Here is a 26,336-nt window from a genome sequence, read left to right as displayed (position 1 = left end):
TCCATGAAAAAGCACGCGCTCGCGCTGGCAGTGATCGGCGCTTGTGGTCTGGTACCGCAGGCGTTCGCCCACGAGCTGGCCTTTTCCAAGAAAGACAACATCAAGGTCGAAGTGCCTGGGGATGCCACCACCTGGTGCAAGCCCCAGGTCGACCTGACCATTACCCGCCCGGCCTGGGATAACCAGGAACTGCTGTCGGGCCTGCTGACCAAGCTGCCGTTCGTGTTCGCCAAGGACTGCTCGACCGCCAAGGTGAGCTGGAAGGCGGTCGATGCCAAGGGCAACCTGTACGCCAGCGGCTCGGGCAATGCCAGCAACCTGGGGCTGGTCACCCTGGCGGCCGCGCCTGCTGCAGTTGCCCCTGCGCCGGTTGCAGCACCTGCGCCAGTGCCGGCACCTGTGCAGCCAGAAGCACCGGTTGCTGCTGCAGCGGCTTCAGCCCCTGCTGCTGAGCCAGCCCCGGCGGTAGTTGAAGCCGCACCCGCGAAAGCAGAAGCTACCCCGGCACCCGCGCCTGCCCCAGCCGTAGCTGCAGAACCGGCCCCTGCGCCGGCCGCCGAAGCCCCGGCACCAGCCCCTGTTGTGCCGCCTGTTCCGGCACCTGCCACAGCAGTAGCAGCAGCCCCCACCTCGGACTTCGGCCGCTCGGTGGTCTTGGAAAACCGCAACCTGATGCAGGTAACGGACGGCGCCGGCTGCAAATGGGTGCTCAGCAAGTCGATCATCGGCGATGGCGACACCTTGTCGTTCGGCACCACCCCGGCCATGCCGTGCCCGGCCTCCGGCTTTGGCGAAGGCAGCTTCGAAAAAATCAGCTGGAAGGCCGTGGGCACCTACCGGGGTGATAACTGGAACCGCGTCTACGCGCACCCGAGCGGCCTGATCTTCATCAAGAACCTCGAGCCTGCGGTGAAGAACAAGGCTGTTTCCTACCTCACCGCGCAAGCTGACCAAGCCGCGTTCCTGGTGGGCGAAATCCCCGGCCGGCAGATGAAGGTGTACCTGACCTTCAGCCGTTCCAGCTACGGCGTACTGCGCCCATTCGGCAGCGACCCGTACTACGTGGTGGTCACCCCGGACGAGTCGTTTGCCCTGGACGCGGCCAAGTACAAGGAAGCTGCGCTGGAAATCTTCGACCTGATCAAGACCACCTCGCCGACCACCACGGATGTGGCCACCCTGTTCATCGTCAAGGACCTGTCGGCGATCTCGAACAACATCTGGGGCAATGACGCGCAGAAAATTACCCGCAACCGCATCGGCATCAACCGTCAGGGCCTGTTCTTCGATGTGCGCGAGGGTACGAACTGGGCGGTTCAGCGTGAGCAGCGGCGGGTGCGTGAAGAGCGTCAGCGCCAACAGGAACTGGCCCGTGTGCATACTCGCGTACTGGAGCGTTACCAGCAGTTGCAGGATGGCATGAGCGACTTCAAGGGGCGTGAAACCGAGGCGCTGGCACAAATGGCCGGCATCAAGGTGCGCTTCGCTTCGCCATTGGAGCAGCAAAACCCTGCGACCTCGGCCAGCGTGGTGCCGATGATGGTGCACGTTACCGGCACGCAGGGCGACTTCTACACCATCGACTTCCCGAGCAAGGGCCGTCTGGTCGCTGACGAGGAATACAGCGAAGGCTGGTACGTGACCCAGGTGGCCAACGCCACGCCGTACTACCCGCTGGACGATGGCCGTGCCGTGCCTACCTACCGGGCCTACAGCGTGGGTGAGCCCGAGGCTTGCAAGCAGGACCACTGTGCCGACCGCGTGTCGTTCGGTGCCGTACTGGCCAAGGAATTCCCCAACGCCGGTATCGATTTCAGCTGGACCCCCGAGGTCTCCCAAAAGTACGTGAACGACTGGAACAACGCTTCCGCGATGGTCCAGTGAGGCAAACACCATGATCAAACAGATGAACAAGAAGCAGCTGCTGATTGGCGGTGTGGCCGCGGCGGTGCTGGTGCTCGGCGGTGGTTATGCAATGGTCTCCAGCTCGGGCAAGAAGGCTGCGCTGGCCTACTACGACGACTTCAAGGAGCGTTACTTCCTTGAGGATGTACTCTCTGAGGGTGACATTTCCTACTCGGCGTTCTCGGGCAACCTGACCGTCGCCGAGCCTGAGATTCGTGTAACTGCGGCGCAGACCAACGGCGCCCAACAGTTCATGCGCGGCCTGTCGGGCTTGATGGAGTCGGTCCGCGGCAGTTCGACGGAAGAAGGCCTGGCGGGTTGGGCCAAGTACCAGCTCAACGTCAGCCGCAATGTTGCTGGCATATACCTGAAAGCCGATGCGTTGAAGCTGTCTCACGACGGTGACAGCAAGGACGGTACCATTCACATCCAGCTGCTCGGCATGCAGATGGCCAACCCCTTCGTTGCCAGCAAGGGCGCCGAAGTGGTTCTGGTGGCTGATGTCAGCGACGAGATCCAGCCGCGTGCAGAGCTGACCGCCAATGGCCGGGCCACTGAGTCGGGGTTCGCCTGGGGGGCCAACATGGCGGTCCGCCAGCCGGTGACTGGCGCGTTTCTGGTCAGCAGTACGGGCGATTTTGGCACCACGGTTGACCTGGACTTCACCATCAAGCGCTCCAGTGACGGTGAAGGCTCGATGGCGTTTGTCGTGACCCACCGTAACGATGGCTCCAAGGTAGGTGAGATCGTGCGCAAGGCCGACTTCCAGTCGCTGCCGGAGCTGGACGATGTCGAAACCCAGCTCAAGAGTGCGCTCAGTGCCATGCTGATCGGGGCATACAGCCCTTACACCGGCCAGTCGGTATTGGCCGAAACAGTGAGTGGTTTTGCGCGCAAGGCAAAGGTCGAGAACTACTCGGTGAGCTACAGCGGCTTCAAACCGCTGAAAGAGGCTTTCAGCGATTACCAGCAGCAAGTCCCCAAGGCGAAGTTCGCAGCTTTCTGCCAGGAGGTTGGGCTGTCATCGTGGAGCAGTGATTTTGGCTCCAAGGGCAAGAACCACAGTGACTCGGAATGTGCCATCGGGCAGAAGTTGGTCGAGGAAGGCAAGTTCGAAGAGCAGTACACCTTCAAGGAAGGCAAGAGCCTGTTTGCGGCGTTGTTCGTGAGCAAGGCGTATCAGCTGGAAACCAATTGACGGTTGATGGCTGATGAGCAAAGCCCTCGGCGACCATACATTGCCGAGGGCATAGCCCCGCTGTCAGGTTGGCTCAGGCAACTGGGTGAGCACCCGTCCTCATCCCCCGAAACGTTGCCCAACAAGTGCCTCCAGCGCCCGCTGATCGTGGGTGAAGCCGCGTATCCCTTCAGCCAGCTTTTCGGTCGCCATCGCATCCTCATTCATTTGCCAGCGAAAATCAGCCTCGCTCAGTGGTGCTGGCGGCGTCTCGCATTCTGCGTTTTCGACGAGGGCAACCGGTAGACTACCCTCGGTGGCAGCCAGCTCCTCAAGCAGTGCCGGGCTGATCGTCAGCCGATCGCATCCTGCCAGCGCAACGATTTCACCCACGTTGCGAAAGCTCGCCGCCATCACCGATGTGGCGTAACCGTGGCGGCGCATGAAGTGCTGACAGGCCATGACCAACCCGACCCCCGGCTCCTGTGCTGGCACAAACGTTGTTTCAGGCAGGGCCTGGCGATGCCAATCCAGTACCCGGCCCACGAATGGCGAAATCAGGAACACCCCGGCTTCCGCACACGAGCGGGCCTGGGCCAGGCTGAAGATCAGCGTCAGATTGCACTGAATACCCTCGCGCTCCAGTTCAGCCGCCGCGCGGATACCTTCCCAGGTTGCCGCCAGCTTTATCAGGATGCGGTCGCGTGAGACGCCGGCGGCCTCATACAGTGCGGTCAACCGCCGGGCTTTCATCATGCTTGCCTGTGTGTCGAACGACAGTCTTGCATCTACCTCACTCGATACCCGGCCTGGGACGTACTGCATCAAGCTGCAGCCCAAGGCTACCACCAGGCGGTCGCAGACATATTCGATCGCCTCCGGCGTGGGCAAGCCGGAGGCGACGGCAGTGGTGCACAGGTCTTCGAGCAAGGTGTCGTACTGGCCCGACTTCATGGCCTTGAGCACCAATGAAGGGTTAGTGGTGGCATCCTGCGGCGCGAAACGGCGTACCGCCTGGACATCGCCGGTGTCGGCGACCACTGTGCTGTGTTGCTTCAGCTGGCTAAGCCATGTGGACATGTTGGCATCTCTCTTGTGATTGATCTCAGTCGGCAAGTGGCTGGGCGGTGCGTGACAGGGTGGCAGGCGCAGTTGCTGGCTGCTGCCTTGCCAGGTCGGCCAGGCGATGCATGATCGGTTTCAATGCGTCATAGGAAGCGCAGTAATGGGCAAACATCTGGTCATACAAGGCTGTGTTCGCAGGGTCTGGTCGGGCCCGCAGGCGCAGGGTGCGCCACTGGCGGATGACCTCGACATTTTCGACCGCGCCTATTGCCATGGCCGCGAGGACGGCGCCGCCTAAAGGTGCTTCCACTTGCTCTTCGATGGTGAACACGTCATACCCGGTAACATCGGCGATGATTTGCATCCACAGGTCCGAGGCCGTGCCACCGCCTACCACGATCAGTTGCGGGTCAAGGTTGCACCCTGCATCACCGCCTTGTTGCATGTTGTGGCGCAATGCAAAGGCCAGGCCTTCGAGTACCGCGCGGTACAGATGGGCCTTGTGATGGAACAGCGACAGGCCGACATAGGCACCCGAAGCCCTGGCGTCCCAGATGGGGGTGCGCTCGCCCATGAGGTACGGCAAGAACAGCAGGCCTTCTGCACCTGCGGGAGTCTTGGCAGCCTCCCGTTCGATCAACTGGTGCACCTCGACGCCGGGTGCCAGGGCCGCCGCCTGCTTTTCCTCGGTACAGAACTGCTCACGGAACCAACTGATTGCAGCGCCTGCAGTAATTGCGCCGCCAAAGCTGTAGGTGGTGGTGGCGGTTTCGTGCACATAAGGCATGTTGATCAGGCCAGGGCTTGCATCGCTGTGCTGTTTGATAAAGCCCCAGCACATGCTGGTGCCCAGCATCGCCACATGGTTGCCCGGGGCAACCACCCCGGCTGCCAGTGTTGCCATCGCCGCATCGACACCGCCAGCGACCACCGCCGTGCCAGGCAGCAGCCCCAACCGCTGCGCTGCCGCCGGAAGCAGGTGGCCGATGATTTGCCCGGGCGCCACCAGGCGTTGTGGCATGAGCGCGGGGTCGATGCCCAGTGCTTCCATCATGTCAGGCGACCAGTCGCGTGCCGCCAGGTCATAAATGCCGCCGATATTGCCTGCAGAACTGTGGTCCACCGCCAGTTCTCCGGTCAGATGGTATTGCACATAGCTGTTGGGAGGCAGCAAGTAGCGGGTCCTGCTCCAGACCTCTGGCAGGTTGCGCTTGATCCAGAGCATCTTCGTGTAGCCGTAATAGCTGTCAACGCCGTTGCCGGTGATGCGCGCCAGTTGCTCGACGTCCAGGTGCCTGCGCACCCATTCGGCCTCGGCGATAGCCCGCCGGTCCATCCAGATCAGGCAGGGGTGCAGAGGCTCGATATCAGCGTCTACCGGGATGCCCGAGCCACCGTAGAGGCTGCTGATGCAAATGGCCTTGACCCGGGCTGCCGGCACCTGGCTTCGGCGGACGCTGGCGGCCACCGTGTCGTACACCGCATCCAGCCACACGTGTGGCCATTGCTGTGCCCACAACGGGCGGGGCTGCTCCACCTGATAGCTGGCTGATGCCTGTGCCTGCACTTCCCCCTGCGTTGACATCAGCAGTGCCTTGGTACTCTGCGTGCCGATGTCGACACCGATCACGTAATCCATACGTACACCCTTGTTGTTGGTCTGTTGGGTTTTGGTGCTCGTCAGCATTGCAAAAGCAGATCAGCCGGATCTTGTGCAATGACAGGCTGATCAAGTGTTGGGCAGTGCAATGTTAACGTTTACATTCATGAAGCTAACACAGCATCTTTTCTCCTACAATCTGCTGCGATTTGTCGGTTGGCCCCGAATCGGCGAAAATCCGGTCATCAACGTACCCGCGCCTTCGCCACCTTCCGAGCGTTCATGACCAGACCAGTCAAAGCCACCATCACCGACATCGCCAAGCGTGTGAACATGACCACCGTCACGGTCTCGCGTGCGCTCAACCAACCGGAGAAGGTCAAGAAGGAGACGTTAGAGCAGATACTGAAAGTGGCTCGCGAGCTCAACTACGTGCCGAATGCCTTTGCCCGCAACCTCAAGAACCGTGAAAGCCGGTTGGTCGGCCTGGTGACGGCGAGCCTGGAGAACCCGTTTTACGGTGAAATCATCAAGGCGATCACGCGCGAGGCGAAGAAGCGCGACTACACCTTGATGTTGTTCGATACCGATGGCTCCGAAGAGCTGGAGGCGCGGGCGATCGATACGCTGCTCAGCTATCAGGTGGCGGGGCTGATCCTGTCGGCTATCAGCGATGATGATACCTACCAGCCAAGCTACCTGCCCAAGCTGCTGATGTCGTCGATCCCGGTGGTGCAGATCGACCGTCAGCTGACTGGCGCCCCATTCGCCGGCGTGTACCTGGACAACGAGCAAAGTGGTTACCAGGGCGCTCGGGCGCTGCTTGCACAGGGCTTGCGCCGGCTGCTGGTAGTGGCCGGGCCGCAACGCTCCAACATCTCCTTGTCGCGCCTTGCCGGGATCCGTCGGGCACTGGAACAGTGGCCAGAACCGACCGTTCTGGAGGTTGTGCACGGCGACTTCGTCCAGGCGCCGGCCCGGGACGCGGTGCGCAACTACCTGCAGAGCGGCAAGTGGCCCGATGTCATTTTCGGCCTGAACGCGCTGATGACCCTGGGCGCGCTGCAGGCAATGCGCGAATTGGGCCTGAGCCGCGACGACATTGCGCTGTTCAGCATTGACCAGGTGCGCTATGCCGAAATCTACGGCCAACCTATCCCTTGCATCAGCCATAGCAGCGTGAAACTGGGGATTGGAGCAATCAACATGTTGCTGGACCAGATAGATGACCCTTCGCTGTCACCACAGAATCAGATAATCGAAGGCCAGTTGCTGCTCTGACCCCGCAGGCCAGACCTGCCTACATATTTCGATGCAAATGTAGACGTTGACATATCTATGTACCCTGGCATCAGATATGGCGGCACGCATGTGATGCTGCATGTAAACGTCTACATAATAATGACAACAGCGCCCTTGAGCGGGCGCGGGGAGATGCCTGATGGGAATGCACCTGCAGGGTAAAGTGGCGGCCGTGACCGGTGCTGCATCCGGAATAGGCCTGGCAACCGCCACGGCGATGGTGGCAGCAGGGGCCAGGGTGGTTATGGTTGACCGTGACGAGCAATTGCTTGCCAAGGCCTGTGAGCAGTTGGGTGAGGCTGCCATCCCGTTGGTGATCGATCTGCTCGTCCCTGACAGCTGCGCGACCCTGATGCCGGGCATCCTGGCAGTTGCCGGCCAGCTCGATATCCTGCACGCCAATGCTGGATGCTATGTGGGCGGGGAGTTCGTTGAAAACGACGTGGCAGCCATCGACCGCATGCTGAATCTCAATATCAATGCCGTGGTCAGGAACGTGCATGATGTGCTGCCGCACATGATCGATCGCGGCCAGGGTGACATTGTGGTGACCGGTTCGGTGGCGGGCCATTTCCCGGTGCCCTGGGAACCGGTGTACTCGGCCTCCAAGTGGGCGGTCAATGGCTTTGTGCAGACTGTGCGGCGGCAGGTAAAGCACCATGGTATCCGCGTGGGGGCGGTTTCGCCTGGCCCGGTCAGCAGCGCCCTGCTGGCCGATTGGCCGGAAGAAAACCTGCGCAAGGCCAAGGAGAGCGGCAGCCTGATCGAGCCCGACGACATCGCGGATGCGGTGATGTATATGCTCACCCGCCCGCGCAACGTGACCATTCGGGACATGATCGTTCTGCCGTCAGCATTTGATATGTAAGCAAGTTGAGCCTCATCGTGACTCAAGGTCGCTCATGCACGGGGAGTGCGCCCGCCTGGAAGTGTGCTGGGTGACCTTGAGTCGGTATGAAGGTTCGGAAGTAAAAAGTGCGCAGATCCGCCGGTGAATGTGCCTACATCTGCAATTGCAAGAAGGCTGTCTCGACATGGTTCTGCGCCGCACGAGCAGGACGCCGAGCATTCGTTGATAGAACACTGCGAAGTTGTCACAGCGCTAAATCGTCGGCTGCCAAAAATGGCCGCTAGAAAAGCGGGTTGGCATCCAAGCCCGGTGCGTGAAAAATTCTCGGTGTTGTCACGAAGGGATGCGTGAAATGAAGTTCGAACGAACTTTCCTGTACACCGGCAAAAAATGGCTGGCGCTGGTATTGGCGGGCGGGGCATTCGGCGTCTTTGCCAGCGAAGATGGAGGGTCAGGGTTGAAAATGGTAACTCTGTCAATTATTGCACTGGGTGTCGGGATTGGGCTGTTCATAGGGCGGCGCTTTGAAGGGGGCTGGTGATAGGCGCCATATTCATGGCCTTCGTTTCGCACTCTAAAGGGCCCTACGCAGCTGGGCTTTTTGTTGCTCGCCTGCAACGAGTCATTGCACTTTGTGACTTGGATCCATTGCCTGGGTTCTGTATCATTCGGCCGCCATCAGACGATGGTCGAAGATGATTCATTTAAAGGACTGAGTAATGAAAAAGCTGTTCAAGGCCACCGTAGCCGTTGCTGTCGTATCGGGTGTTGCCCTGCTGTCGGGTTGCACTGGCCAAGTTTACAACCAACCGAAAAACTGCACCTACGACTACCTGTTCCACCCTTCGGTTTCCATCTCCAAGATCATCGGTGGCTGCGGCCCGATCGATAAACTGCCTCAGCAGCAGTAATCTTGGCGGTACCCTGATCGCGACGCGTGCGGCGTGATCCAAGGCCCCCGGTCATGTACATGGTCGGGGGTTTTTGTTTTTAGCGTGACATTCTGCCGCTGGGGCAACCGGTCGCCTTGACGCCCCGGCCTGCAATTTGTTTGTGCTGGCATTTCAGATACAATCGGAAAAACGATTCAGCCTTGTCGGTCAATTCGACCAAAGGCCGAGTCGTTTTCTGGTTCTCTGGCTGCTGAACAATGATCAACAACAAGCCTGCGCTGAAGAACACGCTTTACCGGGGCCAGCCACAGGCCCTCACTCTGTTCTCCTGACTGGAAATGATCAATGTTCAAGAAAGCTGGCAAGACCTTGCTGGGTCTGGCGGTCGCTGCAAGCGTCATGCAAGCGCACGCTGCAGAAACCAAGAAAGTAGACGTGCTGCTGGTCGGCGGCGGCATCATGAGTTCGACCCTGGCCGTGTGGCTGCACGAGCTGGAGCCAAGCTGGTCGATGGAAATGGTCGAGCGCCTGGATGGCGTGGCCGAAGAAAGCTCCAACGGCTGGAACAACGCCGGTACCGGCCACTCCGCGTTGGCCGAGCTGAACTACACCCCGGAAGACAAAGACGGCAACGTCAACATCTCCAAGGCCATCGAAATCAACGAAGCCTTCCAGATTTCCCGCCAGTTCTGGTCGTGGCAGGTACGCCAGGGCGTACTGAAGAACCCGCACTCGTTCATCAACACCACCCCGCACATGAGCTTCGTGTGGGGCGATGACAACATCAAGTTCCTCAAGAAACGTTACGACGCACTGCAGACCAGCCCGCTGTTCCGCCCGATGCAGTACTCCGAGGACCACGCGCAGATCGCCAAGTGGGTCCCGCTGATGATGGAAGGCCGCGACCCGAAGCAGAAGCTGGCCGTGACCTGGACGCCAATCGGTACCGACGTCAACTTTGGTGAGATCACCCGCCAGTTCGTTGGCCACCTGCAGACCCAGAAAGGCTTCGACCTGAAGCTGTCCAGCGAAGTGCAGGACATCACCCGCAACAAGGACGGCTCCTGGCACGTCGAATACAAGAACCTGAAGGACGGCACCGAGTCGGCCACCGACGCCAAGTTCCTGTTCATCGGTGCCGGCGGCGGCGCGCTGAAGCTGCTGCAGAAGTCGGGTATTCCGGAAGCCAAGGAATACGCAGGCTTCCCGGTGGGCGGTTCGTTCCTGGTGACCGAGAACCCGACCGTGGCCATGCAGCACATGGCCAAGGCCTATGGTATCGCCTCGACCGGTGCGCCACCCATGTCGGTCCCGCACCTGGACACCCGTGTGCTGGATGGCAAGCGCGTGATCCTGTTTGGCCCGTTCGCCACCTTCTCGACCAAGTTCCTGAAGAATGGCTCGTACCTGGACCTGCTGAGCAGCACCACCACCCACAACGTGTGGCCGATGACCAAAGTCGGTATCGACCAGTACCCACTGGTCGAGTACCTCGCGGGCCAGCTGATGCTGTCTGACGATGATCGCTTCGAAGCCCTGCGCGCCTACTTCCCGAACGCCAAGAAAGAAGAATGGCGCCTGTGGCAGGCCGGTCAGCGTGTGCAGATCATCAAGCGTGATGCCGAGAAGGGCGGCGTGCTGAAGCTGGGCACTGAAGTGGTGGCGTCCGAAGACCGCACCATCGCGGGCCTGCTGGGTGCCTCGCCGGGTGCTTCGACTGCTGCGCCGATCATGCTGCACGTGCTGGAAACGGTGTTCAAGGAGAAGGTCGCTACCCCAGAGTGGCAGGCCAAGATCAAGGAAATCGTGCCCAGCTACGGCACCAAGCTGAACGATTCGGCAGCGGCCACCCAGAAAGAGTGGAACTACACCGCTGAAGTGCTGCAGCTGGGGAAACCGCCGGTGATCGACGCCAGCGTTGAGTTCGGTGGCGCGGCGAGCGACCCGGTTGAGAGCAAGCCCGAGAACGACATGGCGCTGTAATCGGCCATTGTTGTGAAACTAGCCACGGGGGAGACCTCGTGGCTTTTTTTTGCCAAGCACAGCGCAACCCTCGGGCTTATCGCCATCCCTGGTAGGAGCGGGTTCACCCGCGAAGAGGCCTGCACAGGTATCACTGCTGGCGCAGTATGCACTCCAGCAACCCCGGGAACCGCTTATCCAGCATCTCGCTACGCAGCGAATTCATATGGGTAGTCCCCACATTGCGGGTTTGCACCAGCCCTGCATCACGCAACACACGGAAGTGGTGGGACATGCTCGACTTCGGCCGGCCTCCGTCCAGCTCGCCACAGCTGGCCTCGGCCACGCCGGCCAGGTGACGGACGATTTCCAGGCGCACGGGGTCGCTGAGCGCATAGAGCAGGCGTTCAAGGATAAGGTCTTCGGGGTTGGGATGTTTATAGGCTCGCATGGTTGACATGATAACGGGGGTTTCATTAATTGCCATAGTTCGATTATGATCGAACAACAGTAATCAAATGAGCCCGGAGTTTCCCATGTCCGCACTGTTCGAACCCTACACCCTCAAAGACGTCACCCTGCGTAACCGCATTGCCATTCCGCCAATGTGCCAATACATGGCCGAAGACGGCATGATCAACGACTGGCACCATGTGCACCTGGCCGGGCTGGCCCGTGGTGGTGCGGGCTTGCTGGTGGTCGAAGCCACTGCTGTGGCGCCGGAAGGGCGTATCACGCCCGGTTGTGCTGGTATCTGGAGCGATGCCCACGCTCAGGCGTTCGTACCGGTGGTGCAGGCCATCAAGGCTGCCGGTTCCGTGCCGGGCATCCAGATCGCCCACGCCGGGCGCAAGGCCAGCGCCAACCGCCCGTGGGAGGGTGACGACCACATTGCCGCCGACGATGCACGTGGCTGGGAGACCATTGCCCCGTCTGCCATTGCCTTTGGCGCGCACCTGCCGAAGGTGCCACGGGAAATGACGCTGGACGATATCGCCCGGGTCAAGCAGGACTTCGTCGATGCCGCCCGCCGTGCGCGTGATGCCGGCTTCGAGTGGATAGAACTGCACTTTGCCCATGGCTACCTGGGCCAGAGCTTCTTCTCCGAGCACTCCAACAAGCGCACCGATGCCTATGGCGGCAGCTTCGACAACCGCAGCCGCTTCCTGCTGGAAACACTGGCCGCCGTGCGCGAAGTGTGGCCGGAGAATCTGCCGCTGACCGCGCGCTTTGGTGTGTTGGAGTACGATGGCCGCGATGAGCAGACCCTGGAAGAGTCGATCGAACTGGCCCGCCGCTTCAAGGCCGGTGGGCTCGACCTGCTGAGCGTGAGTGTCGGCTTCACCATTCCCGACACCAACATCCCCTGGGGGCCAGCGTTCATGGGGCCGATTGCCGAGCGCGTGCGCCGCGAAGCGAAGCTGCCCGTGACGTCGGCGTGGGGCTTTGGTACGCCGCAGTTGGCGGAGGCCGCATTGCAGGCCAACCAGCTGGATCTGGTTTCGGTAGGGCGCGCGCACCTGGCCGACCCGCACTGGGCTTACTTTGCGGCCAAGGAACTGGGGGTGGAAAAAGCGTCCTGGACCTTGCCGGCACCGTATGCGCACTGGCTCGAGCGTTACCGCTGAGGCTTGGAGGGGCTGCTTTGCAGCCCATTCGCGGGCAAGCCCGTCCCCACAGAGACACCACAGGTGTCAGATGCTGCACCCTCTCTGTGGGAGCGGGCTTGCCCGCGAAGAGGCCGGTAAAGGCTAAAACCGATCCAGTCGGTATGCACTCATCTCAGGCCCACCAGCCTGCTCAGCCAACCGCCCCACCCATTCCGCCGTCACCGCCGCCTGGGTCAACCCCAGGTGCTGATGCCCAAACGCCAACAGCACCCGCCCATTGCACACCCTGTCGATTACTGGCAATGAGTCTGGCAACGAAGGCCTGAAACCCATCCACGGCGTTGCCCCTTCGACGCTCAAGTCGTGACGGAACAACCCCTTGCTCAACCGGTGCAACTGCCAAGCCCGCTGCATGCTCGGCGGTGCCTGAAGCCCGGCAAACTCCACAGTGCCAGCCAGGCGCAAGCCTTCGGCCATGGGCGTCATGATGAACTTGCGCTCAAGCGAGGTGACGGCAAACGGCAGGCGTTGGTGCTCACCTGGCAACATCAGGTGGTAGCCGCGTTCTGTATCCAGCGGCACCCGCTTGCCTGTCAGCGCGGCGGTCAGTTTCGCAGAGTGCGCACCACAGCTGACAAGTACCTGGCGGGCATTGAGCATGCCTTGGTCGCTGGCAAGGCTCACGCCGGCACTGTGTAGCTGCCCGCCATCGACCTGCGCCTGGACAAAGCGTACCCCGCTGGCCTTGGCCGCTTCGAACAATTCGCACACCACCCGATAAGGGTCGATGAAGTGCCCGGTGCGTGGAAAGAACAGTCCGCCCAACAGTGACGGACTGAGCTGCGGCGCCGCTTCGCGCACGGTTTCGGCGGACCAGAAGTCCACCGGCACCGCCTGCTGTTGCATGCGTGTGCGCAACGCCTCCAGCGCCTGGCGTGACTCAGGCTTCTCGAACACCAGCAACGAACCATCCTCTTGAAACAATTCGCTGCGTCCGATCGAGCTCAACAGCCGGTGCCAGGCGCCCAGGCTGCCTTCGTTCAATGTGCGGATGCCAGCCACGCTGCGCTGGAACGGCGCCGGGCGCAGGTTGAGCAGCAGCCGCGTGAACCACGGCATGGCCTTGGGCAGGTATTTCCAGTCCAGGCGCAGCGGGCCCATCGGATCGAGCAGCATGCGCGGCAGGCGCTTGAGGATCGACAGGTCGGCAATCGGGAACACTTGCTCGGTTGCCAGGTGCCCGGCATTGCCGAAGGACGCGCCGAGGCCGGGCGCCTGGCGGTCGACCAGCGTTACCCGATGGCCCTGGCGGGCCAGTTGCAGGGCACAGGCGACGCCGACAATGCCGGCGCCCACCACGGCGATATCGGTTTCAGCGGTTTCGACCATGCTCAGTCTTCCCGTTTACCATCAAGCAGGCGCCGCAGCTGCAGCGGGTTGCCGTGTTTCAATGCCTGCGGCAGCAGCGCATCGGGGACGTCCTGATAGCAAACCGGGCGCAGGAATCGCAGGATCGCCGCCGTACCCACCGAGGTGGTGCGTGCATCGGAAGTGGCCGGGAACGGCCCGCCGTGGACCATGGCATCGCACACCTCGACGCCGGTCGGCCAGCCATTGACCAGAATACGCCCGGCCTTGCGCTCAAGGGTGGGGAGCAGGGCGCGAGCGCTGTCGATGTCGGCCTCGTCCAGTTGCAGGGTGGCGGTCAGCTGACCTTCCAGCTGTTCGGCTACCTGGCGGACCTGCTCATCGTCGGTGCAGGCAACGACCAGCGACGCTGCACCGAACACTTCAGCCTGCAACGCCGGGTCGGCGAGAAACGCTTCGGCCTGGGTTACGAACAACTGTGCCTGGCACTGGTTGGGGCCCTGACCGGTTTGGCCACTGGCGATGGCCTGGGCACAGGGGTTGTCTGCCAGGGCTGCGATACCGGCCTGGTAGGCACTGAAAATGCCGGGGGTGAGCATGGTTTGGGCGGAGGCCTGCTGCACGTACCCGGCGGCTGCAGTGATGAACCGCTGCAATGCCGGCCCCTGCTGGGCGATTACCAGACCGGGGTTGGTGCAGAACTGGCCAGCGCCCTGAGTCAGCGAGGCGACGAAACCTTGTGCCAGTGCTTCGGCACGGGCTTGCAGGGCGGCGTCGAACAGGAACACCGGGTTGATTGAACTCATTTCGGCATACACCGGGATGGGCTCCGGGCGCGCCTGGGCGGCTTGGCACAACGCCATGCCACCGCTGCGCGAGCCGGTGAAACCAACGGCCTTGATACGTGGGTCGCTGACCAGGGCAATGCCCACTTCGCGGCCGGAGCCATAAAGCAGCGAGAACACACCCTCCGGTAAGCCGCACTGCTTCACTGCTTGAGCCACTGCCTGGCCGACCAGCTCACTGGTGCCGGGGTGGGCACTGTGTGCCTTGACCACCACGGGGCAGCCAGCGGCCAGTGCCGACGCGGTGTCACCACCGGCCACCGAGAAGGCCAGCGGGAAATTGCTGGCGCCGAACACGGCGACTGGCCCCAGGGCCACCTGGCGCTGGCGCAAATCAGCGCGGGGGAGGGGCTGGCGCTCAGGCAGGGCGCTGTCGACCCGCACGTCCAGCCATTCGCCGGCCCGCACCACACGGGCAAAGGTGCGTAGCTGGGTGCAGGTACGACCACGCTCGCCCTGAATGCGCGCCATGGGCAGTCCGGTTTCGGCCACGGCGCGGTCGATCAGGGCATCGCCTAGGGCTTCGATCTGTATGGCGATGGCTTCAAGGAACTCTGCTCGTTGTTCGAGCGAAGTTTCGCGGTAGGTATCGAATGCCGCCCAGGCCAGCGCGCAGGCCTGGGCCACGTGTTCGCCTGTGCCGCCGAGGTAGGTCGGTTCCAGAGCCTGACCGGTGGTTGGGTCGATGGCACGGATGGCTTCGCGGCTGCCGGTTACCGGCCTCTGGCCGATCAGCAGGTTGCCTGTGAGGGTCATGGAGCCTCCTTGGAAATCTAATGCAGATGCATGGGGGGGATTGCGCCCCCTGTAGGAGCGGGTTCACCCGCGAACACCGGCGAAGCCGGTGCCATGCACCGGGTCGCCTGATTCGCGGGCACGCCCGCTCCCACAGGTAGAGCAGTGGCTGCTCAGGCGATGTTCTGCTCAGCCGACCAGCTGGCGTACCAGCTGCGGAACAGCGCGTACTGCTGTTCGGCATAGTTGCGCTGAGCGTCGGTCAGGACGTCGGTCTCGTTGAAGTGCAGGCTGTACTCGGTGTCGCCGTTCAGCACCATCAAGTGCTTGTAATACAGCACCAGGTCGCAGCCCTCATCGAACGACGACAGCACCGCCAGCGCCGCTTCCAGCTCGCGCGCCAGGCGGCGGGCACGGGCGTCGCCTTTGGCGGCCTGTTTGCTCAGGCTCACCAGTTGCAGCACTTCGCGCGGCAGCGCGTTGCCGATGCCGGTGATGGCGCCGGTGGCGTTGCAGTTGACGAAGCCATGCACCACCTGGGTGTCGACGCCGACCATCAGGGTGACATCGTCATCCTTGGAGGTAATGTGTTCGGCGGCGTAGCGCAGGTCGGCGCCACCGCCGAACTCCTTGAAGCCGATCAGGTTGGGGAACTCGCTGCGCAGTTCGAAGAACAGGTCGGCGCGGGTGGCAAAGCCGTAGTAAGGGCTGTTGTAGATCACCGCCGGCAGTTTCGGTGCGGCAGCGAGGATGGCCGAGAAATGGTGCTTCTGGGCGATCAGCGAAGCACCGCGGCTGAGCACGCGGGGGATGACCATCAGGCCGGCGGCGCCAACCTTGGCGGCGTGTGCAGCATGCGAAACCGCCTCACGGGTGTTCACCGCGCCGGTGCCGACGATGGTCGGGATGCCGGCCGCCACCAGGCGCGCCACGCCTTCCTGGCGCTCGGCCTCGGTCAGCAGCGGCCAATCACCCATCGAACCGCAGTACACCACCGCGCTCATGCCGGCCTCGATCAGCTCGCGGCCCTTGCGCACCAGGGCGTCGAAGTCCGGTTTGCGCTCGGCGGTGCAGGGGGTCATCAGGGCGGGCATGGTGCCGGTGAAGATGTTGTCATTCATTGTTGTCACTCCTGGCAATGTTCAGTCGGAAAAGACCGGGGTCAGATACCCCAGGCGAAAGGATCTTGTTCGTCGATCAGCAGGGTGCTGTCGGCGGTCATATAGGCGCGGCCGGTGATGAACGGGCGAATGCGTTCGCCGTCGCGCGCGTAGCGGCCATGGAACTGGCTGCCGGTGATGCTGGCCTGCACCCAGGTCTGGCCTTCGGCTAGCTTGCCGTCGGCAGCCAGGCAGGCCAGCTTGGCGCTGGTGCCTGTGCCGCATGGGGAGCGGTCGTAGGCCTTGCCGGGGCACATCACGAAGTTGCGGCTGTCGGCTTTGGAGTCGTCGGCGAACAGCTCGATGTGGTCGATGGGCGCGCCGTTTTCGCCGGTGACGCCCTGGGCTTCCAGGGCCTTGAGCATGGCCCAGGTGTACTCGGTCAGCACTTCGCGGTTATCCAGCTCGATCCTCTGGCCGTGTTCGGACACAAGGAAAAACCAGTTGCCGCCCCAGGCGATGTCGCCGCGCACCACGCCATGGCCGGGCACGTCCACCGCCACATGCTGGCGGTAGCGGTAGGAGGGCACGTTGGCGACGGTGATGGCGCCATCTTCATGCAAGGTGGCGCTGACCTGGCCGACCGGGGTGTCGATCTTGTGCACACCCGGCGTGATCAGGCCCAGGTGCTGTAGCGAGGCGACCAGGCCGATGGTGCCGTGGCCGCACATGTTCAGGTAACCGGCGTTGTTGAAGAAGATCACCCCGCAGGTGGCATCGGCCGACACTGGCGGGCAGTACAGTGCGCCAACCAGCACATCGTTGCCGCGTGGCTCCAGCAGGCAGGCGCGGCGCCACCGGTCGTGCAGTTCGCGCAGTTCGTCGCGCTGTTCGGCCATGCTGCGGCCGTGCAGTTGCGGAAAGCCCTTCATCACCAGGCGGGTCGGTTCGCCGCCAGTGTGGGAGTCGATGACGTGAATCTGTTTCATGGGCTTGTCCCTTGCGTAAAAGATCAGGAAGCGACGGCAACAGGGCGGCCGTTAGAGGTTTCAGCGCAGGCTTCGCTTTCGTCGTCGCCTTCCAGGCGTACCAGGTGGGCAGGCACGCCTGTAGCGGCGCCCCAGTAGTAGATGCCCAGCGCGCAGGCGGCCACGACCACGGTGTCGAGCGGGTGGCCGATTACCCCCAGGCCGCCGAAGCTGCCCAGCCACGACAGCAGGATGGTCACCGCATAGAACCCGATCAGCCACGCCGACGAGCGAACTTGCTGGGCCAGCGAAAGGTGTTGGGTGGGTACGAAACGGCTGCACAGCAGGTACAGCACGAACATCACGATCTGCAGGGCCAGCAGCCACGACACGGTTTTCCAGCCAGACCAGTACACGATCAGGGCAGCGATGATGAACGACAGCGGGCCGAGCACGGCCATGCCCTTGACCCGGAACGGACGCGGCATGTGTGGTGCATTGCGGCGCAGGGCGGCGACGCTGACCGGGGCCACGGCGTAGCTCAGCACCAGGGCAGCGGACACCACGTTGATCAGCGCTTCCCACGATGGGAACGGCAGGGTCCAGAACACCGACAGGCCAAATGTCAGCCACAGGGCCGGGCGCGGGATGCCGGACTCTGCATCGATGCGGGTGAAGTACTTGAAGAAGGTGCCGGTCTGCGCCCAGCCATAGATCACGCGCGGGGTGGCGTTCATGTAGATGTTGCCGCAGCCGCTTGGCGAGATCACTGCGTCGGCCACCACCAGGTAGGCGAGCCAGCCCACACCCAGGGCCAGGGCGATGTCACGGTAGGGCAGGGCCAATTCCTTGGTCACGCTGGCCCAGCCGTTGGCCAGCATTTCGGTCGGCACGCTGCCAAGGAAAGCCAGTTGCAGCAGCGCGTAGATGGCGGTGGACAGCAGTACCGACAAGATCAGTGCAATGGGGATGGTGCGTTGTGGGTTCTTCACCTCGCTGGCCACCGAAATGATCGGCGTCAGGCCCAGGTAGGCGAAGATGATGCCACCGGCGGATACCGCCATTTCCACCCCGGACAGACCGAACGGGGCAAAGCCCTGGACCTCGAAGTTTTCCGGTTTGAAGAAGGTGAACAGTACGCCGATCACCAGCAGCGGCACGATGAACTTGAACACGCTGACCAGGTTGTTGGCCTTGGCGAAGGTTTTCACGCTGCGGTAGTTGAGGAAGAAGAACAGCCCCAGCAAGGCGAACTGCACCAGCCAGCCGAGCACGGTCGGGTCGCTGGAGCCGGCCTTGGTCAGCCCGGGAAACCAGGCGGCGGCGTATTGGCGTGAGGCGACTACTTCGATGGCGATCAGGCTGGAAAAGGCGATCAGGGTGATGAAGCCCATCAGGTAGCCCAACAGCGGGCCGTGCGAGTACACCGGGTAGCGCACCACGCCACCGGCGCGGGGCAAGGCGGCGCCCAGCTCGCAGTAGACGATGCCCAGCAACAGTACGGCGAACCCGCCCAGGAACCAGGAGAGGATGCCGGCCGGGCCGGCGATGGCCGAGACATGGCTGGCGGCAAACAGCCAACCGGAGCCGAAGATGGCGCCTAGGCCGATGAAGGTGAGGTCCAGCAGTGATAACTGTTTTTTGAATTTGCCTGACATGGGTTCGCCTTTTTGTTGGTTATTGGATAGGCAGGTCTGATGTCACGAGATGCGGCTTTTGGGGCCGCGCTCTTGTAGGACTTGGGCGGCTTGCGTGGGGCATAGAGTGAACTGGTCGGGGCGGCGGTTCTTGATGGTTTTCTGCAGAGGGGATGACGAAATCGGCACAGTTGCAGAAAAAAAGTGGTAAGGCGCAAAGCGGGGGGATAGGCTCAAAGCCATACCGGATAAGGGTTTGAGAGATGCAGTGCTAGTGTCGGCCCTTTCGCGGGTGAACCCGCTCCTACAGGTACGGCGTAGAATTCGAAATCTGTGGGGGCCCTGTAGGAGCGGGTTCACCCGCGAAGAGGCCGGCCCAGCCAGCAGAGAACCGACAGATGACCGACGCCGCAACCCTCTACCAGTCCCTGGACCAGCACCGCCCCGCCACCCTTGAGGCCCTGCTCGCCGGTGTATCGCTGTTGCTGCCGATGCTCGACGCCATCCCCAACGCCGCGATCTTCATCAAGGATTCTGCCGCCCGCTATGCGTTGGCCAACAACACACTGGTCCAGCGCTGTGGCCTCAAGCGCCTGCAACCGCTGCTGGGCAAGACCAGCGCCGAGGTGTTTCCGGCACAGTTTGGCCCCGGTTATACCGAGCAGGATCGACGTGTTCTCAAGGAAGGCCTGGTGCTGGAGGACCAGTTGGAGCTGCACCTCTACGGCAGCCGTGAGCCCGGCTGGTGCCTGACCCACAAGCGCCCGCTGTACAACCCTGCTGGCGAAATCATCGGCCTGGTCGGCATCTCGGTCGACTTGCAGTCAGCCGCTGACAGCCACCCCGCCTATCAGCGCCTGGCTGCGGTGGACGAGCACATCCGCCGGCATTTTCATCAGCCGATCAGCATGGGCGAGCTGACCCGCATCGCTGGTATCTCCGTGGCTCAGTTGGAGCGCTACTGCAAGCGCGTGTTCCACCTCACGCCCCGGCAGATGATCCACAAGGCACGCCTGGAGCACGCCCACCGACTGCTGCATTCGGAGCTGCCGATCACTGAAGTGGCGATGCGCTGCGGCTACACCGATCACAGCGCCTTCAGCCGCCAGTTCAAGCAACTGACCGGCTTCACGCCGCGCCAGTACCGCCAGGCTACCGCCAATCAGGTGGCCTGAAACAGCCCACGCGCCTCGGCAAAGCATTGCTCGGCAATCGCCGAGCGCGGCTCGCTACGGCGCAGCAGCAGCCCGACCGGGCTAAGGATGGCGGCGTCGGCCACCGGCAGGATTCGCAGGTGCTCGCTGAGGTCTTCCAGGCCGCAGTCCAATGGCATGATCGCGCAGCATATGCCGGTGTTGATGGCCTGGATAAGCTGGAAGCTCGAGTCGCTCTCAAGCACCGCATTGGGTTCAAGACCACGGCTACGGAAGCTCAGGTCCAGCGACTGGCGGTAGTGCATGCCTTTGCTCAGCAGCCCCAGCGGAATGTCGCCGAGCTCGTCCCAGCGCAGTCGGTCGCTGGCGAACTGGAAGTGCCGCGTGTCGTGCAGCAGGCCCATGGTGGTGGTGCCGAGTTCGATCACTTCGAAGAAGCTGGTGTTGACCTGGTCCAGGTAGCAGATACCCAGGTCGAGCTGGTTGCGGCTCAGGCCGTCGAGGACCTGTTCCGAACTCAGCGAGCTAAGCTGAAAGTGCAGTTCGGGGTATTTTTCGCGCAGGGGCAGCAGCAGGTGCATGGGATTGAAGCTGGCCAGCGGCACCGTGCCCAGGCGCAGGCTGCCGACCACTTGGCCACGGCAACTTGCAGCCTCGGCCTGCAGGCCGTCGTGGGCCGCGAGCAGGGTGCGGGCCCAGGCCAGGATGCGCTCGCCGGCCTCGGTGAAGCCTTCGAAGCGCTGGCCACGCTTGACCAGCACCAGGTCCAGCTCATCCTCCAGGTTGCGCAGGCGCATGGACAGCGTCGGCTGGGTGATATGGCACAGCGCCGCCGCCTGGCCGAAGTGGCGGGTCTGGTCGAGTGCGATGAGGAACTTGAGCTGCTTGATGTCCATGGAAGTGCCTGGCGTCTGATTGTGCAGACCATAACCCACGTCTGCGATAGATGTCATTGATCGGCCGGTACGCCATATCGATTGGACGCACCTGGGGCTATGCCTCTAGCGTGGTGAAAATGCCCTTCAAGGAGCTTCATTGTGCGCGTCCAACTTGATGCGGTCTTCGTACCGCTGAACATCGCCGTGCTGACTGTCAGCGACACCCGTACCTACGACAACGATACTTCCGGCGAGCTGCTGGCCAACCGCTCGGTCGAGGTCGGTCACCGGCTGGTGGCGCGAGCGCTGCTCAAGGACGACCTGTACAAGATCCGCGCTCAGGTGGCCAGCTGGATTGCTGATGAACAGGTGCAGGTGGTGCTGATCACCGGCGGTACCGGCTTTACCGGGCGCGACAGCACACCCGAAGCGGTCGAGTGCCTGCTGGACAAGCGTATCGATGGGTTTGGCGAGTTGTTCCGGGCATTGTCGATTCTCGATATTGGCAGCTCGACCGTGCAGAGCCGGGCGTTGGCCGGGTTGTCCAACCGCACGTTGGTGTGTTGCCTGCCGGGCTCGACCGGAGCCTGCCGCACCGCCTGGGAAGGGATTCTGGCCGAGCAGCTGGATGCACGGCACCGGCCATGCAACTTCGTCAAACACCTGTTGCCGATGTAGGAGCGGGTTTACCCGCGAAGAGGCCAGAACAGGCAACCACCCACGGTCAGCTCAACACATACCCCACCGGCAACAAGGCGGGAGGCAGTTGCTGTTCCCCCAATCCGGCCAGCACATCGCGCTCCACCGTCCGCACCATGGCATCGGTCGGCAGATCGTTCTCATCGCGCCCGAACGGGTCTTCCAGCTCGTTGCCGATCGCATCCAGCCCGAAGAACGTGTACCCCACGATGGTGGTGAACAGCGGTGCAAGCCAGCCCAGCGGCTCGGCCAGGGCAAACGGCAGCAGCAGGCAGAAAATGTAGATGGTACGGTGCAGCAGCAGCGTGTAGGGGAACGGCAAAGGCGTGCCCTTGATCCGCTCGCAGGTGGCCTGCACTTCGGTCAGGCCCACCAGACGTTGTTCCAGCAGGTTGTAGCGCCATTCGCTGATCTGTTGCTGCGCGGCCAACCGTGAACAGTGTCCACCGATTTCACGCAGGATGCCGTCGCACACATTGTGCGGGCTGATCGCATCGGCCTGGGCCAGCCACGGTCTGGCAGCTGCCCGTTCGTCCTCGTTACGCAGCCGGGCATTGAGTGCATGAGCGAAACCACACAAGTTGCGCAGCAGTTCGGTGCGCAGTGTTTCGTCGGCAATCGCCACGCTTTCCCGCACGAACGAGCGGGTTTCGATAATCAGTTTGCCCCAGGCCTTGCGCCCCTCCCACCAACGGTCATAGCACGCGTTGTTGCGAAAGCTCATGAAGATCGACAACGACAGGCCCAGCAAGGTGAACGGCGTGGCGCTGACCGGGTAGAAATACGCCGGGTAATGCCGCTCGACCAGCACGATCAGCGCGGCTAGCAGTGTCACCATCAGGCAACGCAGGGCAATGCGTTTGACGATCGACCCCTTGAGGGTGAACAACACGCGCAACACATCGGTGGAGGGGGGGACGATCATGGAAATCCAGAGACGGCTGCTCAGCCGCCGGTCATGTTCATGAAGCGCAGGATCTGCACATCGCCACCGACTTCGAAATGATGGCGATAGGGCTTGAGGTGCAGCGAGTCGCGAATGGCCTTTTCCAGGCGTTCGGGGTTGCCAGGGTGGGCGCGCAGCACGTGCTTGAGGTCTACCGAGTGTTCGTTGCCCAGGCACAGCAGCAGGCGGCCTTCGACGGTAAGGCGCACGCGGTTGCAGGTGGCGCAGAAGTTGTGGCTGTGCGGTGAAATGAAGCCGACCCGCGTATTCGCGGCTTCGGCCAGGCGCCAGTAACGGGCCGGCCCCATGGACGATTCGGTCGATTCGATCAGCGTGAACTGCTCGGCCAGGCGTGCCCGTACTTCATCGCTGGAGCAGAACGATTCGCCACGTTCATGCTCGCTTATCACCCCCAGCGGCATTTCCTCGATGAAGGTGATGTCCAGTTCACGTTCGATGGCAAAGCGCACCAGATCGACCAGTTCATGGTCGTTGCGGCCTTTGAGGACCACGCAGTTGAGTTTGGTGCGTTTGAAACCCGCCTGGCGTGCGGCGTCGATACCGGCGATTACCTGGGCAAGGTCGCCGGTGCGGGTCAGTTGCTTGAAACGGTCGGCATCCAGGCTATCCAGGCTGATATTCAGACGTGTCACCCCGGCGTCGAACAGCGGCTGAGCCAGGCGCCCGAGTTGCGAGCCGTTGCTGGTCAGGCACAGCTCGCGCAGGCCGGGCAGGGCGGCGATGCGCCCGCACAGGTCGACGATGCCCTGGCGTACCAGTGGCTCGCCACCCGTCAGGCGGATCTTGCGGGTGCCCAGAGCGACGAAGCGTTCGGCCACCTGGAACAGTTCTTCGAGGCTGAGGATTTGCTGGCGCGGCAGAAACTGCATGTCTTCGGCCATGCAGTACACGCAACGGAAGTCACAACGGTCGGTGACCGACATCCGCAGGTAGTCGATTTTCCGGTTGAAGCCGTCGATCAGGGCCCGGCTGTTCTGTTCCACGTTCGCACTCGAATGGGTTGGGACATGACTCCAAGCTATAACCTGGCCGCAGGGCCGTCAAATTGCTTTGCCTGACCGGTTGATCGATGGCCTCTATCGCTTGGTATGGCATCTGGCGGCCCGTGATCGAAACCGCTTATCACGCCGTAAGATCTTTCGATTGGACGCGGCCTCCCCACGCTCCATAGGCTGGAAAAAAGCATCGAAGCGTGAGGATTCATCGCATGAGCCAGGACGAACACATCAGGGACTACAAGGGCGCCGCCGCCGGCTGGGGGGCGCTGAAAAGCGTGACCAAGAGCTGGCTGGGCAGCGACAACGCCTTCAAGAACCTGCGGGCCATGCTCAAGACCAACCAGAACGGCGGCTTCGACTGCCCCGGCTGTGCCTGGGGCGAGTCGCCGGAAAGCGACATGGTCAAGTTCTGCGAAAACGGCGCCAAGGCGGTCAACTGGGAAGCCACTGGCCGTTCGGTGGACCCGGCATTCTTCGCCAGGTACAGCGTCAGCGCGCTGAAGGAACAGACCGACTACTGGCTGGAATACCAGGGCCGCCTCACCCACCCGATGCGTTACGACGCCGCCACCGACCACTATGTCGAAACCACCTGGCAGGAGGCCTTCGAGCTGGTCGCCAGGCATCTGCGTGCGCTTGAGTCGCCAGATGAGGCCGAGTTCTACACCTCGGGCCGGGCCAGCAACGAGGCGGCGTTCCTCTACCAGCTGTTCGTGCGCGCTTACGGCACCAACAACTTCCCTGATTGCTCGAACATGTGCCACGAAGCCAGCGGCGCGGGTATGTCGGAAACCCTTGGGGTGGGCAAGGGCACCGTGGTGTTCCACGACCTGGAGCTGGCCGACGCGATCTTCGTCATCGGCCAGAACCCCGGCACCAACCACCCGCGCATGCTCGAACCCCTGCGGGAAGCGGTCAAGCGTGGTGCCCAGGTAGTCTGCTTCAACCCGTTGAAAGAGCGTGGCCTCGAGCGCTTCCAGCACCCGCAGCACCCGTTCGAAATGCTCAGCAACGGCTCCGAGCCGACCTCCAGCGCCTACTTCCGCCCGGCCTTGGGTGGGGACATGGCGGCAATGCGCGGTATTGCCAAGTACTTGTTGCAATGGGAGCGCGAGGCGCAGGCCAAGGGCGAGCCGGCGGTGTTCGACCATGCCTTCATCGCCGAGCACACCAGCGGCGTCGACGATTACCTGGCGGCGGTGGACGCCACGTCCTGGGAGCACATCGTCAAGCAGTCGGGCTTGACCCTGGCCGAGATCGAGCTGGCCGCACGCATGTATCGCAAGGCCGAGCGGGTCATCATGTGCTGGGCCATGGGCGTCACCCAGCATCGCCATTCGGTGCCGACCGTGCAGGAAATCGTCAACCTGCAGCTGCTGCGCGGCAACGTCGGCAAACCCGGCGCAGGCCTGTCGCCGGTGCGTGGCCACAGCAACGTGCAGGGTGACCGTACCATGGGTATCGACGAGAAGCCGTCGGCGGCGCTGCTCGATGCCATCGAAAAACGCTTCCAGTTCAGTGTGCCGCGTACCCATGGGCACAACGCGGTGTTGGCGATCAAAGCCATGGAAGAGGGGCGGGCCAAGGTGTTCATCGGCTTGGGCGGCAACTTTGCCCAAGCCACCCCGGACACCGCGCGCACCCACGCGGCGCTGCAGAATTGCGCGTTGACCGTGCAGATTTCCACCAAGCTCAACCGCTCGCATCTGGTCACCGGCCGCGATGCGCTGATCCTGCCGTGCCTGGGCCGTACCGAAATCGACCTGCAGGCCGAAGGGCCGCAAGGCGTGACCGTGGAGGACACCTTCAGCATGGTGCACATCTCCAACGGCCAGTTGCGCCCGCGCTCGCCGCATATGCGCTCGGAACCCTGGATCATCGCCGGCATGGCCAAGGCTACGCTGGGCAACCAGCCGATAGACTGGGAGTTTGCGGTGGCCGACTACAGCCGTATTCGTCAGATGATCGCAGACGTTATCCCTGGTTTCGCCAGCTTCAATGAGCGCTTGCAGCAGCCGGGCGGTTTCCACCTGGGTAATACCGCCGCCGATCGCAACTTCCGAACGGCCACGGGCAAGGCCCGGTTCATGCCCCACGCGCTGCCCGAGGAGTTGGTCAATGCCAAGGTGCTGGCCCGGGGTGACAAACCCGACCTGATCCTGCAGACCCTGCGCTCGCATGACCAGTACAACACCACCCTGTATGGCCTGGACGACCGCTACCGGGGGGTGTTCGGCCTGCGTGAAGTGGTGTTCGTCAATGAGGCCGACATCCGTCGCCTGGGCTTCGAGCCGGGTGAGCAGGTGGACCTGGTGTCGCTGTGGGAGGATGGCGTGGAGCGGCGGGTGTCGGGCTTCCGCCTGGTGGCGTATGACGTGCCCGAGGGACAGGCGGCGGCGTATTACCCGGAAACCAACCCGTTGGTACCGCTGGAAAGTTATGGCGAGGGCACCTACACCCCGACCTCGAAATTTGTGGCGATCAAGGTTGAGAAAGCCAAGGCGGGGAACCGCATTGCGGCGGTGTTGGCCTCGGATTGATGGGGTGCCTGTGCTGGCCTCTTCGCGGGTGAACCCGCTCCTACGGGACCCCTCAGCGCTTGAGGTTGAGGTGATCCTGCGGG

22 protein-coding genes are annotated in these 26,336 nt (G+C 62.5%); 11 read left to right on the top strand and 11 right to left on the bottom strand.

Annotated elements, in window-relative coordinates; translation table 11 throughout:
• The first annotated feature begins 3 nt into the window (after nt 1–3).
• Both ACF8RA_RS21690 and ACF8RA_RS21685 read left to right on the top strand, forming a co-directional pair.
• The gene (locus ACF8RA_RS21690) at nt 4–1,884 is read left to right on the top strand and encodes a hypothetical protein (RefSeq protein WP_392519569.1); all 1,881 of its coding nucleotides are present in this window, start codon (nt 4–6) and stop codon (nt 1,882–1,884) included.
• A 10-nt stretch (nt 1,885–1,894) separates the two neighbouring features.
• Nucleotides 1,895–3,103 (top strand): hypothetical protein, encoded by a 1,209-nt coding sequence (locus ACF8RA_RS21685; protein WP_392460375.1) that lies wholly within the window; start codon nt 1,895–1,897, stop codon nt 3,101–3,103.
• A gap of 99 nt (nt 3,104–3,202) precedes the next feature.
• Here the strand turns inward: ACF8RA_RS21685 and tal are convergent, their stop codons facing one another.
• The gene (gene tal / locus ACF8RA_RS21680; protein ID WP_392488136.1) at nt 3,203–4,162 is read right to left on the bottom strand and encodes a transaldolase; all 960 of its coding nucleotides are present in this window, start codon (nt 4,160–4,162) and stop codon (nt 3,203–3,205) included.
• Nucleotides 4,163–4,187: 25 nt separating this feature from the next.
• Entirely contained in the window at nt 4,188–5,786 is a 1,599-nt protein-coding gene (locus ACF8RA_RS21675; protein WP_392488135.1) for an FGGY-family carbohydrate kinase, read from the bottom strand.
• Between the two features lie 243 nt (nt 5,787–6,029).
• On the opposite strand from ACF8RA_RS21675, the gene ACF8RA_RS21670 reads away from it, so the two are divergent.
• The 5 genes from ACF8RA_RS21670 to mqo all read left to right on the top strand — a co-directional run bounded on the left by ACF8RA_RS21670 (nt 6,030) and on the right by mqo (nt 10,775).
• The gene (locus tag ACF8RA_RS21670; protein ID WP_176685082.1) at nt 6,030–7,028 is read left to right on the top strand and encodes a LacI family DNA-binding transcriptional regulator; all 999 of its coding nucleotides are present in this window, start codon (nt 6,030–6,032) and stop codon (nt 7,026–7,028) included.
• 160 nt (nt 7,029–7,188) lie between these two features.
• Nucleotides 7,189–7,917: an SDR family oxidoreductase gene (locus tag ACF8RA_RS21665; RefSeq protein WP_392488133.1), complete on the top strand. Its 729-nt coding sequence runs from the start codon at nt 7,189–7,191 to the stop codon at nt 7,915–7,917.
• Nucleotides 7,918–8,251: 334 nt separating this feature from the next.
• Nucleotides 8,252–8,440 (top strand): hypothetical protein, encoded by a 189-nt coding sequence (locus ACF8RA_RS21660; RefSeq protein WP_392488132.1) that lies wholly within the window; start codon nt 8,252–8,254, stop codon nt 8,438–8,440.
• A gap of 178 nt (nt 8,441–8,618) precedes the next feature.
• Nucleotides 8,619–8,810 (top strand): YhfL family protein, encoded by a 192-nt coding sequence (locus tag ACF8RA_RS21655; RefSeq protein ID WP_003254720.1) that lies wholly within the window; start codon nt 8,619–8,621, stop codon nt 8,808–8,810.
• Nucleotides 8,811–9,137: 327 nt separating this feature from the next.
• The gene (gene mqo, locus ACF8RA_RS21650) at nt 9,138–10,775 is read left to right on the top strand and encodes a malate dehydrogenase (quinone) (RefSeq protein ID WP_176685079.1); all 1,638 of its coding nucleotides are present in this window, start codon (nt 9,138–9,140) and stop codon (nt 10,773–10,775) included.
• 130 nt (nt 10,776–10,905) lie between these two features.
• Here mqo and ACF8RA_RS21645 read toward each other — a convergent pair whose 3' ends face one another.
• Entirely contained in the window at nt 10,906–11,241 is a 336-nt protein-coding gene (locus ACF8RA_RS21645) for a helix-turn-helix transcriptional regulator (protein ID WP_021783354.1), read from the bottom strand.
• Between the two features lie 49 nt (nt 11,242–11,290).
• Here ACF8RA_RS21645 and xenA point away from each other — a divergent pair, with 49 nt between their 5' ends.
• Nucleotides 11,291–12,382, top strand: coding sequence for a xenobiotic reductase XenA (xenA, locus tag ACF8RA_RS21640; protein WP_010952388.1), 1,092 nt, complete (start codon nt 11,291–11,293; stop codon nt 12,380–12,382).
• Nucleotides 12,383–12,505: 123 nt separating this feature from the next.
• Here xenA and ACF8RA_RS21635 read toward each other — a convergent pair whose 3' ends face one another.
• From ACF8RA_RS21635 to ACF8RA_RS21615, 5 genes are all read right to left on the bottom strand, one after another.
• Nucleotides 12,506–13,753: an NAD(P)/FAD-dependent oxidoreductase gene (locus tag ACF8RA_RS21635; protein WP_392488131.1), complete on the bottom strand. Its 1,248-nt coding sequence runs from the start codon at nt 13,751–13,753 to the stop codon at nt 12,506–12,508.
• A gap of 2 nt (nt 13,754–13,755) precedes the next feature.
• A complete protein-coding gene (locus ACF8RA_RS21630; RefSeq protein WP_392519568.1) occupies nt 13,756–15,333 on the bottom strand; it encodes an aldehyde dehydrogenase (NADP(+)) in 1,578 nt (525 codons plus the stop codon).
• Between the two features lie 152 nt (nt 15,334–15,485).
• Complete coding sequence (locus ACF8RA_RS21625; RefSeq protein WP_176685076.1) at nt 15,486–16,433, bottom strand: dihydrodipicolinate synthase family protein; 948 nt, start codon at nt 16,431–16,433, stop codon at nt 15,486–15,488.
• A gap of 41 nt (nt 16,434–16,474) precedes the next feature.
• Nucleotides 16,475–17,401: a 4-hydroxyproline epimerase gene (locus ACF8RA_RS21620; protein ID WP_392519567.1), complete on the bottom strand. Its 927-nt coding sequence runs from the start codon at nt 17,399–17,401 to the stop codon at nt 16,475–16,477.
• A gap of 23 nt (nt 17,402–17,424) precedes the next feature.
• The gene (locus ACF8RA_RS21615) at nt 17,425–19,038 is read right to left on the bottom strand and encodes an APC family permease (RefSeq protein ID WP_176685074.1); all 1,614 of its coding nucleotides are present in this window, start codon (nt 19,036–19,038) and stop codon (nt 17,425–17,427) included.
• 377 nt (nt 19,039–19,415) lie between these two features.
• Here ACF8RA_RS21615 and ACF8RA_RS21610 point away from each other — a divergent pair, with 377 nt between their 5' ends.
• Nucleotides 19,416–20,192 carry a helix-turn-helix domain-containing protein gene (locus tag ACF8RA_RS21610; RefSeq protein ID WP_392460367.1) on the top strand — a complete coding sequence of 259 codons (777 nt, stop codon included), beginning with the start codon at nt 19,416–19,418 and terminating at the stop codon, nt 20,190–20,192.
• On the opposite strand, the gene ACF8RA_RS21605 is transcribed toward ACF8RA_RS21610, so the two are convergent.
• Nucleotides 20,180–21,067 carry a LysR family transcriptional regulator gene (locus ACF8RA_RS21605; RefSeq protein WP_176685826.1) on the bottom strand — a complete coding sequence of 296 codons (888 nt, stop codon included), beginning with the start codon at nt 21,065–21,067 and terminating at the stop codon, nt 20,180–20,182. The genes ACF8RA_RS21610 and ACF8RA_RS21605 overlap by 13 nt on opposite strands.
• A 141-nt stretch (nt 21,068–21,208) precedes the next feature.
• On the opposite strand from ACF8RA_RS21605, the gene moaB reads away from it, so the two are divergent.
• On the top strand, nt 21,209–21,727 hold the full coding sequence (moaB, locus tag ACF8RA_RS21600; protein WP_102885781.1) for a molybdenum cofactor biosynthesis protein B: 519 nt from the start codon (nt 21,209–21,211) through the stop codon (nt 21,725–21,727).
• 46 nt (nt 21,728–21,773) lie between these two features.
• Here the strand turns inward: moaB and ACF8RA_RS21595 are convergent, their stop codons facing one another.
• Both ACF8RA_RS21595 and moaA read right to left on the bottom strand, forming a co-directional pair.
• The gene (locus tag ACF8RA_RS21595) at nt 21,774–22,673 is read right to left on the bottom strand and encodes a bestrophin family protein (protein ID WP_176685822.1); all 900 of its coding nucleotides are present in this window, start codon (nt 22,671–22,673) and stop codon (nt 21,774–21,776) included.
• 20 nt (nt 22,674–22,693) lie between these two features.
• Nucleotides 22,694–23,698 carry a GTP 3',8-cyclase MoaA gene (moaA, locus tag ACF8RA_RS21590; protein WP_176685823.1) on the bottom strand — a complete coding sequence of 335 codons (1,005 nt, stop codon included), beginning with the start codon at nt 23,696–23,698 and terminating at the stop codon, nt 22,694–22,696.
• 224 nt (nt 23,699–23,922) lie between these two features.
• Here moaA and ACF8RA_RS21585 point away from each other — a divergent pair, with 224 nt between their 5' ends.
• Nucleotides 23,923–26,253, top strand: coding sequence for an FdhF/YdeP family oxidoreductase (locus tag ACF8RA_RS21585; RefSeq protein WP_176685824.1), 2,331 nt, complete (start codon nt 23,923–23,925; stop codon nt 26,251–26,253).
• Nucleotides 26,254–26,336: the final 83 nt, after the last annotated feature.

This window comes from Pseudomonas sp. FYR_5, from assembly GCF_043106315.1.
In the GTDB taxonomy this organism is placed as follows: Bacteria; Pseudomonadota; Gammaproteobacteria; order Pseudomonadales; family Pseudomonadaceae; genus Aquipseudomonas; species Aquipseudomonas putida_Y.
This window is presented reverse-complemented; position numbering and strand designations above follow the sequence as displayed.